Raw genomic sequence first — 15,786 nt, forward strand, 5'->3', positions numbered from 1 at the left:
CCATTTAAGCATTATAAGCCTTAATTATTTATCGATACTGCAAAATATGTTTCAAGTTAGATTCCGGCTATTAATTCCAATTTTATTTCTAATCAATTTTAGTCTAACCTCACTTGCTCAAAACAAAACACTTTCCTGCACAGAAATAACTTCTCTATTAAAAGACGCCAAACTCAATAGAATAAATGGCTATTACGAAGAATCATTATTAAAGTCAAGAGTAGCATTAGAACAGTCAATCAAAATCAAAAAAAATGATTTAATTGCCAACTCTTATCTAATAATAGCCTCCAACTTTGATGAACTGACAGAACCCTTTAAAGCTTTGCATTATTACAATCTAGGGCTTCACTATGTTAACAAAACCAAAAATTACACCCTAAAGAATCAGTTTTACAATAATCTGGGAAACATTTATTGTTTTGACAAAAAACAATATGATAAAGGGATTTATTACTATCAAAAATCACTGCAACAAAGTCAAAAAATTTTAGATAAAAAACAAATTTTCTTTACAAAACTGAATATCACTTGGGCATATTTTGATATTGGAAAATTTAAGGAAGGGCTTCCCTATTTAAAATACATCAATAAATACCAATCTATTTTTAGCAGCGAATCCACCATCGTTGCTTTAAACATGCTCAATGGCATGTATTACAATTTTACAGACGAAAATGAAAAAGCGAATTCATATTTCCAAAAAGCTATAGAATTAGGCACAAAAGGAAATGAAAAATCAGATCTGTCTTTCTCACATTTAGAATATTCAAAATTTTTAAATAAGATTCATCAACCCCAAAAAGCCTATGAAAACCTTTGTTTATTTAATAAAATCACTGAAGAGCTTCATATCGAAGAAAAATTAAACAAAGCCAATATTGTAGGCATTAATCTCGAAATCGATCACTACAAAAGAGAAATTGATAAGATTGAAGCCTCTTATAAAAGCAAGCAGGACATTCTAATTGAAGAGCAGTCCAAAAATAAAAAAATCGTAATTATTGTTCTTCTTATTTTAATCTGCACTATCATATCTTTCTATTATTTTTTCCAAAATACCCATTTAAAACAAAAAAACAAGCTCATAGATATTCAGAGCAAAATACAGGGAAGGATAATCAACGCCTCAATTGACGGTCAGGAATTGGAACGAAAAAAGATTTCGACATTTTTACACGACAATATCAGTGCATTGCTTTCGTCAGCAGGTCTGCATCTGAATGTTTTTACTTCACAGCAAAAATCACAAGCCGAAGAAATTAACAAAACCAAAGAAATTCTTGAAGAAGCCCACAAACAAATCCGAAACTTATCCCACGAATTAATGCCTGCCCTATTAGTCCGGTTTGGGCTTTTATATGCATTGGAAGATTTATGTGAAAAAACATCCAATTCAAGAATTAAGATAGCCTTTAATTCATTGATTAAAATTAAAAAAAGATATAATGAAGATTTCGAAATGAAATTATATTTTATCATTGCCGAATTAATCAACAATATCATAAAACACAGTAACGCCACTCACGCCTCGATTAATGCTGAAGAAACTGCCTCTTCCTTAATCATTCATATCACCGATGACGGAACCGGCTTTAAAACAAATCAATTTGAAACTCTCGAAGGATTTGGAATTAACCAAATTCGGGCACGGGTAAACAATATGAAAGGTGAATTTGTCATTAATTCAGCACCCAATAAAGGCACGGCGATTTATCTAAAAGTTCCCCTTGACAGTTAAGAATATCATGCTTTCTTACCTATTTCTACAATTTCCAAATCTTTAATAGCATCACCGTCAATCACAAAACGAAGCATCGTTCGTACCTGATGGAATCCGCTCTTTCCAGCAGCTCCCGGATTCATGTGCAGCAGATTATTCTTCTTGTCAAAAATCACTTTTAGAATGTGCGAATGCCCGCAGATAAACAATTTTGGTGGATTCGATGTTATTTCTGCCTTCAGCGCTGGATTGTATTTCCCAGGATAACCGCCAATATGCGTTATCCAAACATCGACCCCCTCGCAAAAAAAACGGTTGTGCAGCGGAAATTCCAAACGCGCCTGAGCATCATCAATATTACCGTAAACACAGCGCAAAGGTTTCAGCTTTTTTATAGTATCTGTAACCGTCAAATCTCCAATATCACCCGCATGCCAAACCTCATCGGCCTGAACTACATATTTTAAAATAACATCGTCAATGTGGCTGTGCGTATCCGAAAGAAGGAGAATTTTTTTCATATTTATGGAAGCTGTTTCCCGCTATTCGTTGCAATCTTTTCTATTTTTAAAGGAAAAATAGAAAAGGATTTTCACTGCTATCGGGGCTAAGGCATTTCTGCAAAAGTAGGCATTCTAGTTTTAACTGAAATAAATTTTCAATCCAAAAACTTTGCTTCAAAGCCTATTCAACACAAAAAAATTAATAAGTATCTTTGCCTCTATAAATATTTAATTTCAATCCAATAGAATCTAAAATCTAACCTTGAGGTATTTTATAAAACTAGCTTACAACGGAACGAATTATCACGGTTGGCAATTCCAGCCGAACGCTTCCTCTGTACAGGAAACAATGAACAAAGCTTTTTCGGTTATTCTCAACTCGGAAATCAATCTTATGGGAGCAGGAAGAACCGATACTGGTGTACATGCCAAAGAAATGTATGCCCACTTTGATTTGGAAAAACCTTTTGACATTTCAAACACAATACATAAACTGAATTCTTTTTTACCAAAAGATATTGTCATATATGATATTTTTCCTGTTGACAATGAGGCGCACACCCGTTTTGATGCCACCAAAAGAACTTACGAATACCATATAAATACTTTTAAAGATGTGTTTCTTCAGGAGCAAAGCTGGTACTTTCATCAAAAACTGGATTTAGATTTAATGAATCAAGCATCAAAATTATTATTTAGCCATACCGATTTTCAATGTTTTTCTAAGGTAAATACCGATGTAAATACCTTTGACTGCACTATATTTGAGGCGTATTGGAAACAGGAAGGCGGAAAATTAATTTTTACCATTTCAGCCAATCGTTTTTTACGGAACATGGTTCGTTCCATAGTGGGTACTTTAATTAATATTGGCCTGCACAAAATCACTTTGAAGGATTTTGAATCGATTATAGAAAGTAAAAGAAGAGACAAAGCTGGTTTTTCGGTTCCGGCGCATGGATTATATTTAACAAAAATAGAATACGATTCTGAGAAAATAGAGAAGAGAAAATAGATTTTAGATTAATTCCAAATTGCATAACAACTAACGCACAACTTCAATTTTGAAAGCAAAAGCATTTGATACCCGATTATTCAAGAGAATATTAAAATACACCAAACCCTATCAATGGCGTTTTAACGGTGTGATTATTTTTGCCGTTTCACTATCAGTTTTTGCGGCGCTTCGACCGTATCTGCTGAAACAAACAGTTGACAGTTATATCCAGCCTAAAGATCAAACCGGTTTATTGATTTACATCTCCTTAATGGGCATTGTGCTTTTGTTTGAGGTTTTGGCGCAATTTTTCTTTGTTTACTGGGCGAACTGGCTTGGGCAGGACATTGTAAAAGATATTCGGGTAAAATTATTCAAACACATTTTGAGTTTTAGAATGAAATATTTTGATTTAGTACCTGTGGGTCAGCTCGTAACCCGTTCCGTATCTGACATCGAGGCGATTGCCCGTATTTTTAGTCAAGGCTTATTCATGATTATCAGTGACATGATGAAAATGCTGGTGGTTCTTATTTTTATGTTTTACATGAATTGGAAACTGACGTGGATTGTGATTGTTGCGATGCCTATTTTGGTTTTTATCACTAGAATTTTTCAAAAAAAAATGCAGGTTGCTTTTGAAGAAGTGCGAACACAAATTGCCAACATGAATTCTTTTGTCCAAGAAAGAGTTACAGGTATGAAAATTGTTCAGCTGTTTCACCGCGAAGATATTGAAGCCGAAAAATTCAGGGTTATCAATGACAAACACAACAGAGCTTGGATAAAAACGATTTTGTACAACTCGATTTTCTTCCCTATTGCCGATATTATTTCTTCATTAACACTTGGTTTTATTGTATTATATGGAGGTTTTCATATTTTAGATGGAGACAGTTCGACCACATTTGGGGATTTATTTTCGTACACTATGTTTATTGGGATGCTGTTTAATCCTTTGCGTCAAATTGCTGATAAATTCAATGAGATGCAATTGGGAATGATAGCCGCCAACCGTGTTTTTGACATATTGGACACCCAAGATCAAATTCAAGATACTGGAACAATTGAAGCTCCTTTATTTGACGGAGACATTCGTTTTGAAGAAGTCCGTTTTGGGTATATTCCAAACGAAGAAGTGATAAAAGGAATCAATCTGGAGGTAAAAGCAAGCCAGACTATTGCCATCGTGGGATCTACTGGAGCAGGAAAATCAACTATTATTAATTTGCTGAACCGTTTTTATGAAATCAACAGCGGTTCGATATTTATAGACAATCACAATATTGAAAACTACAGTTTAAATTCTTTGCGTAAACAAATTGCGGTAGTTTTACAGGACGTTTTTCTTTTTGCCGATACCATCTACAACAACATAACGCTCAATAATCCTGAAATCACTCGAGAGCAGGTTTTGGGTGCGGCCAAAAAAATCGGGGTTCACGATTTCATAATGAGCTTGCCGGACAATTATGATTTTGATGTAAAAGAACGTGGCGTAATGCTATCCTCCGGTCAACGTCAATTGATTGCATTTTTGCGTGCGTATGTCAGTAATCCGAGTATTCTCATTCTGGATGAAGCAACTTCGTCTATCGATACGTATTCTGAAGAATTAATACAGCGCGCTACCGAAACCATTACCAAAGGCAGAACATCGATTGTTATTGCGCACCGTTTGGCAACCATTATCAATGCCGATAAAATTATGGTTATGGATAAAGGCCTTATCGTAGAACAGGGAACGCATCAAGAATTAATAAACCAAGAAAAAGGGTATTACAAAAACTTATATGATTCTCAGTTTAGCACTTCGAATTTCGACAGCACTTTGTAAATATATAATTTAAAAAGCTGATTTTATTAAATATAGACCTAACAGGTTTTAAAAACCTGTTAGGTCTTACTTCAATTTTTCATTGGAAATAATTCCAAAAATGACCAATTTCTCCCGCTAGCCCTGATCGAAGTGGAAATCCTTGTTGCCAGGGGTTCGGGCAACAAGATTGTAATGTAGATCAGGAATCCTATTTCCGAAAATGCCTCATCTCTCTGCTCCAAAAAATCAATAATTAAACTTTAAGATTATAACAAAATAGCCCAAAACTTTGTAGCTTCTAAATTTCCCAATAATCAAATAAATCATTAAATTCGCAATCTCAATTAATTATTACACTAAACTTTAAAATGAAATGGGTTTTTACGAATTCATTTTTACATTAATTTAAATAAAAACTTTGAAATGACACGAGCGATAGCGACTGCATTTCACCATTAAAAAACAAATAAAAAAATTTGAAATGAAATACGATATTATAGTTTTAGGAAGTGGACCTGGAGGATATGTAACAGCAATTAGAGCCTCGCAATTAGGATTTAAAGTAGCTGTAGTAGAAAAAGAAAACCTTGGTGGTATATGTTTAAATTGGGGTTGTATTCCAACTAAAGCGTTACTAAAATCAGCACAGGTTTTTGATTATTTGAAACACGCTTCAGATTACGGACTGACTGTAAATGAATTCGATAAAGATTTTTCGGCTGTTGTACAACGCAGCCGCAGTGTTGCTGAAGGGATGAGCAAAGGAGTTCAGTTCCTGATGAAAAAAAATAAAATTGACGTTATTGATGGTTTTGGAAAGCTAAAAGCTGGTAAAAAATTAGACGTTACTGATAAAGACGGAAAAGTTACTGAATACAGTGCAGACCATATTATTATTGCTACTGGAGCTCGTTCTCGCGAGTTACCAAACTTACCACAAGATGGCGTAAAAGTAATTGGATACCGTCAGGCAATGACCTTGCCAACGCAGCCAAAATCTATGATTGTCGTGGGTTCTGGAGCAATTGGAGTTGAATTCGCACATTTTTACAACTCAATGGGAACTGATGTAACTATTGTTGAATTTATGCCAAACGTAGTTCCTGTAGAAGATGAAGATATCTCAAAACAATTTGAGCGTTCTTTGAAAAAAGCGGGTATCAAAATTATGACTAACTCTTCTGTAGAGCGCATTGATACTACTGGAGCCGGAGTTAAAGCATTTGTTAAAACTTCAAAAGGAGAAGAAGTTCTTGAAGCCGACATTTTATTGTCTGCTGTTGGAATTAAAACTAACATCGAAAATATCGGACTGGAAGAAGTTGGAATCGCTGTTGACAGAGACAAAATCTTGGTAAACGCTTACAACCAAACTAACATCCCAGGATACTACGCAATTGGAGACGTTACTCCAGGGCAAGCATTAGCTCACGTTGCTTCTGCTGAAGGAATTAACTGTGTGGAGAAAATTGCAGGTTTACACGTTGAACCAATCGATTACGGAAACGTTCCTGGATGTACGTATGCTACTCCAGAAATTGCATCTGTAGGTTTGACCGAAAAGCAAGCTAAAGAAAAAGGATACGAATTGAAAATTGGCAAATTCCCATTCTCTGCTTCAGGAAAAGCTAAAGCTGCCGGAACTCCTGATGGTTTTGTAAAAGTAATTTTTGATGCCAAATACGGCGAATGGTTAGGATGCCACATGATTGGTGCTGGTGTTACTGATATGATTGCTGAAGCAGTTGTAGCCCGTAAACTAGAAACTACTGGACATGAAATCCTTAAATCAATCCACCCTCACCCAACAATGAGCGAAGCGGTTATGGAAGCTGTTGCTGATGCGTATGGTGAAGTGATTCACTTGTAAAAAGTAGCCATTGTAGAGATGTACTGCAGTGCATCTCAACGATATAAATATCATTACAATCTATAAAACAAACCCCGATTTGAACATTTCAAATCGGGGTTTTTATATAAATCATACCTCTATAATTTTCATAGAATTAATAAATATATAATTTTGAAAATAGCATTTTCTATCTTATATTTACTCGAATAAAATCTACAACTACCATGATACACAATAACATATTAGAAACTATTGGCAATACGCCACACGTAAAAATCAATAAACTATTTGGCGCAGATGCCAATGTTTGGGTAAAACTTGAAAAAACAAACCCAGGCGCCAGCATCAAAGACAGAATTGCTTTGTCAATGATTGAAGATGCAGAGCAAAAAGGAATATTACAAAAAGGAAGCACCATAATCGAAGCAACTTCTGGAAACACAGGTATTGGACTTGCCATGGTTGCTGCCGTAAAAGGATATAAATTAATTTTAGTAATGCCGGATTCCATGTCTATTGAAAGACGCCGATTAATGAGTATCTATGGCGCAGAATTTGTTCTTACTCCTCGCGAAAAAGGAATGAAAGGTTCATTAGAAAAAGCTCAAGAATTGGTCGCAGAAATCCCAAACTCTTGGTCACCACTACAGTTTGAAAACCAATCTAATATTGACATTCACAAAACCACCACTGCGCAGGAAATCATCAAAGCTTTCCCAAATGGATTAGATTATCTAATTACTGGAGTTGGAACTGGAGGTCACATTACAGGCTGTGCTGAAGTATTGAAACAAAGTTTTCCAAACCTGAAAGTATTTGCTGTAGAACCTGAAGCCTCACCGGTTATTAGTGGCGGAGCACCTTCGCCCCACCCTATTCAAGGTATTGGAGCAGGATTTATTCCAACCAATTTGCATACCGAAATCCTTGATGGAACTATACAAATAAGTAAAGACGAAGCTTATGAATATACGCAGAGAGCAGCCAAAGAAGAAGGTATTCTTCTTGGAGTTTCATCAGGAGCTTCATTAGCAGCTGTTGCCAAAAAACTCAAAGAAATCCCAGCAGGCTCTAAAGTGCTTACTTTTTGCTATGACACAGGAGAACGCTATTTAAGCATCGAAGGCTTATTTGAATAAAAAATAAGCTTTAAAACATAACTAACCGATTTGTGAAAACAGATCGGTTTTTTTTGACCTACATTATTTAGCATTTGACGAAATAATACCAAACAAAAATATAATAAATACCAATTTTGATAATTGTTTTTTTTAGATTACATTTGGACTATATTATAACAGTGATCATGGCACATCCAAAAATTTTGGTAATTAAGGAAACTGAAAAAGAGATTAAAAATCTACTTAAGCAATCTATTCCATTTATTGGACAACGCTTGAGAGTACTTTTAATTTTGAAGCAAAATGAAGAAACAGGGATTTCTAGACGTGAAGTTGCTAAATTAGCAGGGGTTGCCCCAAACAGTGTTCAGAAATGGCGGACATTATACCTCAATTCTGGAATTGATGGTTTGATTAAACATGGAAAAACAGGCTTCAAGCCATCTGTTTTTAATGCTGCTGAACACACGATGTTGGAAACAAAACTCAATAACCCTCAAAATGGGCTTCAAGGTTATGTAGAATTAAAAGATTGGATTGAAAAAGAAACTGGAAAAAGCTTTAATTACAACACCTTGCTTTATTACTGCATCAGAAATTTTAAATCAAGTGTAAAAGTTGCCCGCAAAAGTCATGTCAAAAAAGATGAAGACCTAGGAAGCTCTTTTAAAAAGACTTCGGAAGAATCTGTCAAGAAACAGCACTAAATGCTGTAGGCGATTTTAGCTCTGTAAATTTATATTTTCAAGATGAGTCACGTTTTGGCTTATTTACTCGAAATGGAAAATCAGTTACTGCAATTAGGGTTAAACCAATTTGCACTTTCCAACAAGTTTTTAAATCAACATGGCTTTCTGGGGCTTTTTCGCCCATAACAGGGGATCATTTTCAATTAATACTTCCACATTGCAACACTGATAATTTTCAAATTTTTCTAAATAATTTTTCAAAAGAAAACCCCAAAGAACTCAAAATAATGGTATTGGATAATGGGCGATTCCATAAGGATAAAAGATTGATCGTTCCAGAAAATATTGTTTTGGTTTTCCTGCCACCATATAGCCCGGAACTTAATCCAGCCGAAAAAATGTGGGCAAAATACAAAAGAGAATTTTCTAATAAATTTTATAATTCAATCGAAGATGTAGAAGATTTCATTATTACTGCAGTTAAAAACACAAGTAAAAAAGAGGTAATGAGTATCTGTGGTTATGCCTACGTCTTTTTAGATCAAATTTGGTCTAAAAATTAAATGCGTTTGGTATAAAAACACCTCAACCAATTACAAAACAACATCTTAACCAATAAAAAACAGAGTAGTTTCTAAATCATGCAAGATATTTTTTGTAAATTAGCATACCCAAAAAAGAGATAAATTACTTCTCAAAAATACAATCCAATGAATTGCTGGCTAAAAGTATTTGTTGTTTTTAAATATGGACTAAGCATGTTTAAAAGACCTCGAACAAAAACGAACTGCTGGAACTGGTCCTAACCTAACTAGACTGTTCTTGTCAATGTCGACAGATAAAATATAAAAACCATCGTCTGCTCAAAAAACAATAAGAGTAGGCAAATTAGAATCAAAAAAATTCAACTTAAATTTTAATGAGATGAAAACAATTAAAATATTTTTAATGAATATCCTCTTCTTCGGGCTATTCCTGATCCAAAGTACAAGTTTGTATGCACAAGACCCCATGAAGGCGGCCCCAAATGTGTATAAAAAAATATTACTTAACAATGATAAAGTGAGAATTATGGAAGTTGTATTTGCTCCAGGTGCAACAGCCGCTTGGCACAGTCATCCTAACCATTCGGTCTATGCGCTGACCAGTGGCAAAATACAGATTACCGACAAAGGAAAACCTGCTGCAACTATAGATATAAAAATGGGTACTGCCATGTATATGCCTGCCGTGACCCACATGGCAAAAAACGTTGGAACCACAACTATAAAATTAATAGTAACGGAAATGAAGCCGGCAAAAAAATAAAAACAATTATTTTCAATCCAAACAATTTATTATTTTCTTTTTAAGAAGCAATTTAAACATCCTAAAATCTGATTCATTTTCTCGAATCAGATTTTTTTTATGGTGTGTCCTTGTTGCCAAATATTTTCTGCCAATGGGATAATTTGTATAGCAACAAGGTCAGGCTATCCACTGTATTCCCGATTAACAAAAACTACGGCAAAAAAGCCTTGTTTTTATAAATCGGGAGATGCCGTTCCTATCCTTCACACAAAAAACACAATATCCTTGAATCATCATTTTTACAAATTATAGGCAAAATCATTTTTAATTTCTTCCATTACAAAAGAACTCTGCACATTAGAAATCCCCTTAATAACCGACAATTTTTCAATAATAAACTTTTGATATTCATTCATATCATTAACAGCCACTTTCAACAAAAAATCATAATTCCCCGATACGTGAAAACAGCCTGTAACTTCTGGCAACACAAGAATATGCTGTTTAAAATCATCAATCAATTCTCTGGAATGCACCGCCAAAGTCACTTGACAATAGACACTGATTGATTTGCCTATTTTGGAAGCATCCAGCAAAGCCACATAATTTTTTATATATTTTTTTTGTTCCAGTTTTTTAATCCGTTCAAAAGTGGGAGAAACAGAAAGCCCAACTTTTTCAGCAATTTCTTTAGTATTTTGTTTTGCATCCTGCTGCAAAAGCATCAATATTTTTTTGTCTATAGCATCCATTTCAGAATAATTATATGGTTTTTAAAAAATCTAATATTAAAATCAATATTTAAAAACTGAATTTAATTTCAAAATTAGAATTATATTCTGAATACTATCACATATAAAGAATATTAAATCATTAAAAGTACATTTACAGTAAAACAAAACGCCATGGTAATCATCTCAAAATCATTATCCGAACAAGACAATCAAAGATTATTGGAATTGGAACAATACTTAGAAAATGCCAGAGATAATTTTTTGGGATATCCAGTATCCAAAGATTTTGACTATTCTGAAATCAATCATTTTTTAAAATATCCAATCAATAACCTCGGCGATCCTTTTGAGGACTGTACCTACAAAGTACAGACTCATGAACTCGAAAGAGAAGTAGTTGGCTTTTTTGCCAAATTATTCCGTGCAAATCCAAAAGACCATTGGGGCTATGTAACCAACGGCGGTTCCGAAAGCAATTTATATGGATTGTATCTAGCCCGTGAATTATATCCAAAAGCAATGGTCTATTACTCTGAATCGACTCATTACAGCGTACGCAAAAACATTCATTTGCTTAATATTCCAAGCATTGTTATCCGTTCACAGGAAAATGGCGAGATCGATTATGCCGATTTTGAAAATACAGTAAAAATGAACCGTCACAAACCTGCTATTGTACTGACCACTTTTGGTACAACCATGAAAGAAGCCAAAGACGATGTTTCAAAAATCAGGAATATTCTAAGAGGATTGGCTATACAAGACAGCTATATTCACTGCGATGCCGCTTTGTCAGGCAGCTACGGTGCTTTTATGGAACCAAGATTGCCATTCGATTTTAAAGATGGTGCAGATAGTATTTCAATCAGCGGACATAAATTTATTGGCTCACCTATTCCTTCGGGAGTCATTATTACCAAGCGCTCCAATAGAGATCGAATTTCAAAAGGCATTTCCTATATTGGGTCTTTAGACACTACAATTACAGGTTCCAGAAACGGTCATTGTCCTTTATTTTTATGGTATGCTATAAAAAAACTGGGCGTTGAAGGTTTAAAAAAACGCTATTTACACAGCTTGGAAGTAGCCGCATATTGTGAACAAAAACTAAAAAACATAGGAATAGCTGCTTGGAGAAATCCAAATTCCATTACAGTAGTTTTCCCAAAAACAGCTGAAGAAGTAAAATCCAAGTGGCAATTGGCCACAGAAGGTGACATCTCGCATATTATTTGCATGCCCAATGTAACGAAAGATCAGATTGATGCATTCATCAGCGATATAGAAAATTGTAATGAAAATCCAGAAGAAATAGCAGAATTTGGTTTCTAATTAAAAAATTTAAGCTGCCATAAATTAAATCCTTGAAATCATTTTAATCTGTGGCATTCTTTTTTAAAAACTGCAAAAACCAGCAACATAACTGCAAATAAGTTTTATTTTTGAAAAGACAAATCAAAAACACTATCTTTTTTTTGCACTAATTATGAATGGAAAAAACAAAGTTCCCGATTGGGCTTATCTAAATAAATACAAAGACGAAAACAAACAGATTTTAGCCCCAGCCATAGGAGAAAAGTGGATTGTGTTTTTTGGAGATTCCATTATAGCGGGTTGGAAAACTATTCACCCTGATTTTTTTATTGGCAAAACATACATCAATCGGGGAATTAACGGACAAACGACTTCACAAATGCTCATCCGTTTTAGACCCGATGTTATTGAACTGAAACCCAAAATTGTGATTATATTGGCTGGAACCAATGATATTGCAGGAAATACAGGCTCAATTGCACTCGAAACCATTCTGGGAAATCTTATATCGATGTGCGAATTGGCCAAAGCAAATAACATCGAAGTCATTTTATGTTCGATACTTCCTGCTTATGATTACCCATGGAGACGCGGAATACTGCCCGCTGAAAAGATTGAAGCATTGAACGTAATGATTCATAAATATGCTGCAGCAAATGATATTCCGTATGCAGATTACCATACGGCTATGAAAGACAACCAAAAAGGATTGAAATCAATTTATTCCGAAGATGGTGTTCATCCTAATAAAAAAGGGTATCACGTTATGGAGCCAATCCTTGTAACAATCCTTGAAAACCTACAATTTATGTGATATAATTTCAAAAAAAAAGTGATTATGTTATATCTTTTTGAAGCAATAACTTTCAACAGCAATTAACCTAATTCTTTGACCAAACCTTGTTATTTTCTCTAAAAAACGCCTTACTTTTACCTCTTCAAAAATAACATTCAATTTCATAATCATGACCAAGAATCTGATTGTTCAAAATATTAGTGCTTCAAAAAGTCATTTTTCTATAAATTATAGTATAAAAACCAAGACAGAAGCCTTTACCGAAAAACTGTTTTACACTTTATTTGATTCTAATGCCCCGCTCGACGAAAGTATTGATGAGCTGGAAAAACAATTTAAGGAAATAGCTTCTATTGCCTGTAAAAAGGGACATGCTTCCTGTGAGTCTGCTTGGGATAATTTTTTAGAAAAACTCCCTACAGTACTCGAAAACTTAAACAAAGATGCTTCATACATCTTAGAAAATGACCCTGCATCCAATGGAATCGAAGAAATTTATCTTGCTTATCCGGGATTTTACGCCATTGCTATTTACAGATTGAGCCACGAACTTTATTCATTAGATTTGATGCTTTTTTCAAGATTAATGAGCGAATATGCCCACCGCATTACAGGCACCGACATTCATGCAGGCGCTACTATCGCTTCGCCGTTCTTCATTGATCACGCTACCGGAATCGTAATTGGGGAAACTACTGTTATTGAAAAAAATGTAAAAATATACCAAGGTGTAACTTTGGGAGCCTTAAGCGTGAGCAAAGACATGAAAAACTCAAAAAGGCATCCTACAGTAGAAAAAAATGTATGTATTTATGCCAATGCAACCATTTTGGGAGGCAATACAATTATAGGCAAAAATAGTATCGTTGGAGGAAATTCATGGGTCACCAAATCGATTCCAGCCGATTCAATTGTATTAAACACCACCACAACCGAAGTCAAAGTAAAAGAAAAGAAATAAAATGAAGACCTATAAATTAGTAGAATTAATTGGGAACACTCCATTAGTAGAAACTACCCGTTTAGTTACAAACAAAAATGTAAAACTTTTATTAAAACTTGAAGGAGATAATCCAGGAGGAAGTGTAAAAGACCGTGCCGCTTATAACATGATTGCATCCGCCATTGAAAGAGGCGACATCAAAAAAGGAGATAAATTAATTGAAGCAACCAGTGGTAACACCGGAATTGCATTGGCTATGATTGCTCAATTATTCAATATAGAAATCGAATTAGTACTCCCCGAAGATTCCACTATTGAGCGTACCCAAACCATGCAGGCTTATGGAGCAACAGTTATTCAGACTCCTGCAAGTGAAGGAATAATTGGATCAAGAGATTATGCAGATAAAAAAGTAGCCGAAGGCGGTTATGTGATGCTCAACCAGTTTGCCAATGATGACAACTGGAAAGCACACTACAAAACAACAGGTCCCGAAATCTGGAATGATACTGACGGAACCGTAACACATTTTGTATCGGCTATGGGGACAACCGGAACTATTGTAGGAACATCAGCTTACCTGAAAGAGAAAAATCCAAATATCCAAATCATTGGAGCGCAGCCTAGCGAAGGGTCACAAATTCCAGGGATTAGAAAATGGCCTCAAGAATATCTTCCTAAAATTTTTGATGCCTCAAAAGTTGATGTAACCATTGATATTAGCGAGAAAGAAGCACGAGAAATGACTAAAAGATTAGCCAAAGAAGAAGGTATATTTGCCGGAATGAGCAGTGGAGGATCTGTGGCTGTGGCAGTAAAAATTGCTAACGAACTCGAATCGGGTGTCGTGGTTGCAATTATCTGCGATCGTGGTGACCGTTATTTGTCTTCGGATTTATTTGATTAATAAAAGATGTTAAAATTCTGAGATACTAAGTTTCTAAGATTTTGAAAACTTTAAAAAACTTTGCATCTTAGAGTCTTAGAAACTCAGAAACTTAAAAAATAAAAAAAATGAACTATCGTAAACTCGGAAAAACCAATTTTAATATTTCAGAAATAGCACTTGGGACTTGGCAAGTGGGCGGAAAATGGGGATCTCCCTTTAATGACAAAACCGCAGACGAATTAATCAATACTGCCATTGATAATGGCGTAAATTTTATTGACACTGCTGATGTCTACGAAAATGGATTGAGCGAAACTGCCGTGGGAAGAGTAGTTCGCTCCCGCAGCGAACGCATTTATGTAGCTACAAAATGTGGCAGACACATCAATCCGCATGTAAATGAAGGCTATCAGCCAAAGGTTTTACAGCAATATGTAGAAGACAGTTTAAAAAGAATGAAATTGGAAACAATCGATCTTATTCAGTTGCATTGTCCTCCAAACCAAGTATTTTACCGTCCGGAAATTTTTGAAATGTTTGACCGATTGAAAGACCAAGGGAAGATTTTGAACTTAGGTGTAAGTGTTGAAAAAGTTGAAGAAGCCTTAAAAGCTATTGAATATTCTAATGTAACTACAATCCAAATTATATTCAATCTTTTCCGTCAGCGTCCATCAGAATTATTCTTCCAAGAAGCGCAAAAAAAAGACATCGGAATTATTGCAAGAGTACCACTGGCCAGTGGGTTATTAACAGGTAAATTTGATGCTAATACTACTTTTGACACACAAGATCATAGAAACTTCAATCGTGATGGAGCTGCTTTTGACAAAGGAGAAACATTCTCTGGTATTAATTATGAATTGGGACTAAAAGCTGTTGAAGCCTTAAAAGCGCTTTTCCCAGAAGCTACAAATCTGGCTCCTATCGCTTTGCAATGGATTTTGAGTTTTAACGAAATTAGCTGTATTATTCCTGGAGCTTCAAAAGAAAGCCACGTTTTATCCAACCTGTCATTGTATGATTCACCAAAACTTTCTCCAGAAAAAATCACAGCCATGAACGCCATTTACGAGCAATACATTAAACCGCAAGTACATCAGCTTTGGTAAAATA

At 34.9% G+C, this 15,786-nt stretch carries 15 protein-coding genes; 13 read left to right on the top strand and 2 right to left on the bottom strand.

Annotated elements, in window-relative coordinates; all coding sequences use genetic code 11:
- The first annotated feature begins 46 nt into the window (after positions 1-46).
- A complete protein-coding gene (locus CLU83_RS09715; protein ID WP_100431422.1) occupies positions 47-1,741 on the top strand; it encodes a tetratricopeptide repeat-containing sensor histidine kinase in 1,695 nt (564 codons plus the stop codon).
- A gap of 5 nt (positions 1,742-1,746) precedes the next feature.
- Here CLU83_RS09715 and CLU83_RS09720 read toward each other — a convergent pair whose 3' ends face one another.
- Positions 1,747-2,244 (bottom strand): metallophosphoesterase, encoded by a 498-nt coding sequence (locus CLU83_RS09720; RefSeq protein WP_100431423.1) that lies wholly within the window; start codon positions 2,242-2,244, stop codon positions 1,747-1,749.
- A gap of 244 nt (positions 2,245-2,488) precedes the next feature.
- Between CLU83_RS09720 and truA the strand changes: the two genes are divergently transcribed.
- The 7 genes from truA (at position 2,489) to CLU83_RS09755 (ending at position 10,012) form a co-directional block, all read left to right on the top strand.
- Positions 2,489-3,241: a tRNA pseudouridine(38-40) synthase TruA gene (gene truA / locus CLU83_RS09725; protein ID WP_100431424.1), complete on the top strand. Its 753-nt coding sequence runs from the start codon at positions 2,489-2,491 to the stop codon at positions 3,239-3,241.
- A gap of 49 nt (positions 3,242-3,290) precedes the next feature.
- Positions 3,291-5,060: an ABC transporter ATP-binding protein gene (locus CLU83_RS09730; protein ID WP_100431425.1), complete on the top strand. Its 1,770-nt coding sequence runs from the start codon at positions 3,291-3,293 to the stop codon at positions 5,058-5,060.
- Between the two features lie 463 nt (positions 5,061-5,523).
- Positions 5,524-6,912, top strand: coding sequence for a dihydrolipoyl dehydrogenase (lpdA, locus tag CLU83_RS09735; RefSeq protein ID WP_100431426.1), 1,389 nt, complete (start codon positions 5,524-5,526; stop codon positions 6,910-6,912).
- 206 nt (positions 6,913-7,118) lie between these two features.
- A complete protein-coding gene (gene cysK / locus CLU83_RS09740) occupies positions 7,119-8,033 on the top strand; it encodes a cysteine synthase A (RefSeq protein WP_100431427.1) in 915 nt (304 codons plus the stop codon).
- 167 nt (positions 8,034-8,200) lie between these two features.
- The gene (locus CLU83_RS09745) at positions 8,201-8,722 is read left to right on the top strand and encodes a helix-turn-helix domain-containing protein (RefSeq protein WP_100429927.1); all 522 of its coding nucleotides are present in this window, start codon (positions 8,201-8,203) and stop codon (positions 8,720-8,722) included.
- Positions 8,701-9,267: an IS630 family transposase gene (locus CLU83_RS09750; protein ID WP_100431428.1), complete on the top strand. Its 567-nt coding sequence runs from the start codon at positions 8,701-8,703 to the stop codon at positions 9,265-9,267. The genes CLU83_RS09745 and CLU83_RS09750 overlap by 22 nt, the downstream gene beginning before the upstream one ends.
- 385 nt (positions 9,268-9,652) lie before the next feature.
- Positions 9,653-10,012, top strand: coding sequence for a cupin domain-containing protein (locus CLU83_RS09755; protein WP_157802056.1), 360 nt, complete (start codon positions 9,653-9,655; stop codon positions 10,010-10,012).
- A gap of 281 nt (positions 10,013-10,293) precedes the next feature.
- Here CLU83_RS09755 and CLU83_RS09760 read toward each other — a convergent pair whose 3' ends face one another.
- Positions 10,294-10,746, bottom strand: a complete 453-nt coding sequence (locus tag CLU83_RS09760; protein WP_100431430.1) for an Lrp/AsnC family transcriptional regulator — start codon at positions 10,744-10,746, stop codon at positions 10,294-10,296.
- A 153-nt stretch (positions 10,747-10,899) separates the two neighbouring features.
- Between CLU83_RS09760 and CLU83_RS09765 the strand changes: the two genes are divergently transcribed.
- The 5 genes from CLU83_RS09765 to CLU83_RS09785 all read left to right on the top strand — a co-directional run bounded on the left by CLU83_RS09765 (position 10,900) and on the right by CLU83_RS09785 (position 15,782).
- Positions 10,900-12,060, top strand: a complete 1,161-nt coding sequence (locus tag CLU83_RS09765) for a histidine decarboxylase (RefSeq protein WP_100431431.1) — start codon at positions 10,900-10,902, stop codon at positions 12,058-12,060.
- A gap of 154 nt (positions 12,061-12,214) precedes the next feature.
- Positions 12,215-12,856, top strand: coding sequence for an SGNH/GDSL hydrolase family protein (locus CLU83_RS09770; protein WP_100431432.1), 642 nt, complete (start codon positions 12,215-12,217; stop codon positions 12,854-12,856).
- A 151-nt stretch (positions 12,857-13,007) separates the two neighbouring features.
- Positions 13,008-13,799, top strand: a complete 792-nt coding sequence (epsC, locus tag CLU83_RS09775) for a serine O-acetyltransferase EpsC (protein ID WP_100431433.1) — start codon at positions 13,008-13,010, stop codon at positions 13,797-13,799.
- A 1-nt stretch (position 13,800) separates the two neighbouring features.
- Positions 13,801-14,688: a cysteine synthase CysM gene (gene cysM, locus CLU83_RS09780; RefSeq protein ID WP_100431434.1), complete on the top strand. Its 888-nt coding sequence runs from the start codon at positions 13,801-13,803 to the stop codon at positions 14,686-14,688.
- A gap of 107 nt (positions 14,689-14,795) precedes the next feature.
- On the top strand, positions 14,796-15,782 hold the full coding sequence (locus tag CLU83_RS09785; RefSeq protein WP_100431435.1) for an aldo/keto reductase: 987 nt from the start codon (positions 14,796-14,798) through the stop codon (positions 15,780-15,782).
- Positions 15,783-15,786: the final 4 nt, after the last annotated feature.

It is taken from the genome of Flavobacterium sp. 1, from assembly GCF_002797935.1.
GTDB lineage: Bacteria > Bacteroidota > Bacteroidia > Flavobacteriales > Flavobacteriaceae > Flavobacterium.

Coding starts and splice junctions, on each gene's coding strand:
- CLU83_RS09715 (WP_100431422.1), top strand. CDS start 47: ATGTTTCAAGTTAGATTCCGGCTATTAATTCCAATTTTATTTCTAATC.
- CLU83_RS09720 (WP_100431423.1), bottom strand. CDS start 2,244: ATGAAAAAAATTCTCCTTCTTTCGGATACGCACAGCCACATTGACGAT.
- lpdA (WP_100431426.1), top strand. CDS start 5,524: ATGAAATACGATATTATAGTTTTAGGAAGTGGACCTGGAGGATATGTA.
- cysK (WP_100431427.1), top strand. CDS start 7,119: ATGATACACAATAACATATTAGAAACTATTGGCAATACGCCACACGTA.
- CLU83_RS09745 (WP_100429927.1), top strand. CDS start 8,201: ATGGCACATCCAAAAATTTTGGTAATTAAGGAAACTGAAAAAGAGATT.
- CLU83_RS09755 (WP_157802056.1), top strand. CDS start 9,653: ATGAATATCCTCTTCTTCGGGCTATTCCTGATCCAAAGTACAAGTTTG.
- CLU83_RS09760 (WP_100431430.1), bottom strand. CDS start 10,746: ATGGATGCTATAGACAAAAAAATATTGATGCTTTTGCAGCAGGATGCA.
- CLU83_RS09765 (WP_100431431.1), top strand. CDS start 10,900: ATGGTAATCATCTCAAAATCATTATCCGAACAAGACAATCAAAGATTA.
- CLU83_RS09770 (WP_100431432.1), top strand. CDS start 12,215: ATGAATGGAAAAAACAAAGTTCCCGATTGGGCTTATCTAAATAAATAC.
- epsC (WP_100431433.1), top strand. CDS start 13,008: ATGACCAAGAATCTGATTGTTCAAAATATTAGTGCTTCAAAAAGTCAT.
- cysM (WP_100431434.1), top strand. CDS start 13,801: ATGAAGACCTATAAATTAGTAGAATTAATTGGGAACACTCCATTAGTA.
- CLU83_RS09785 (WP_100431435.1), top strand. CDS start 14,796: ATGAACTATCGTAAACTCGGAAAAACCAATTTTAATATTTCAGAAATA.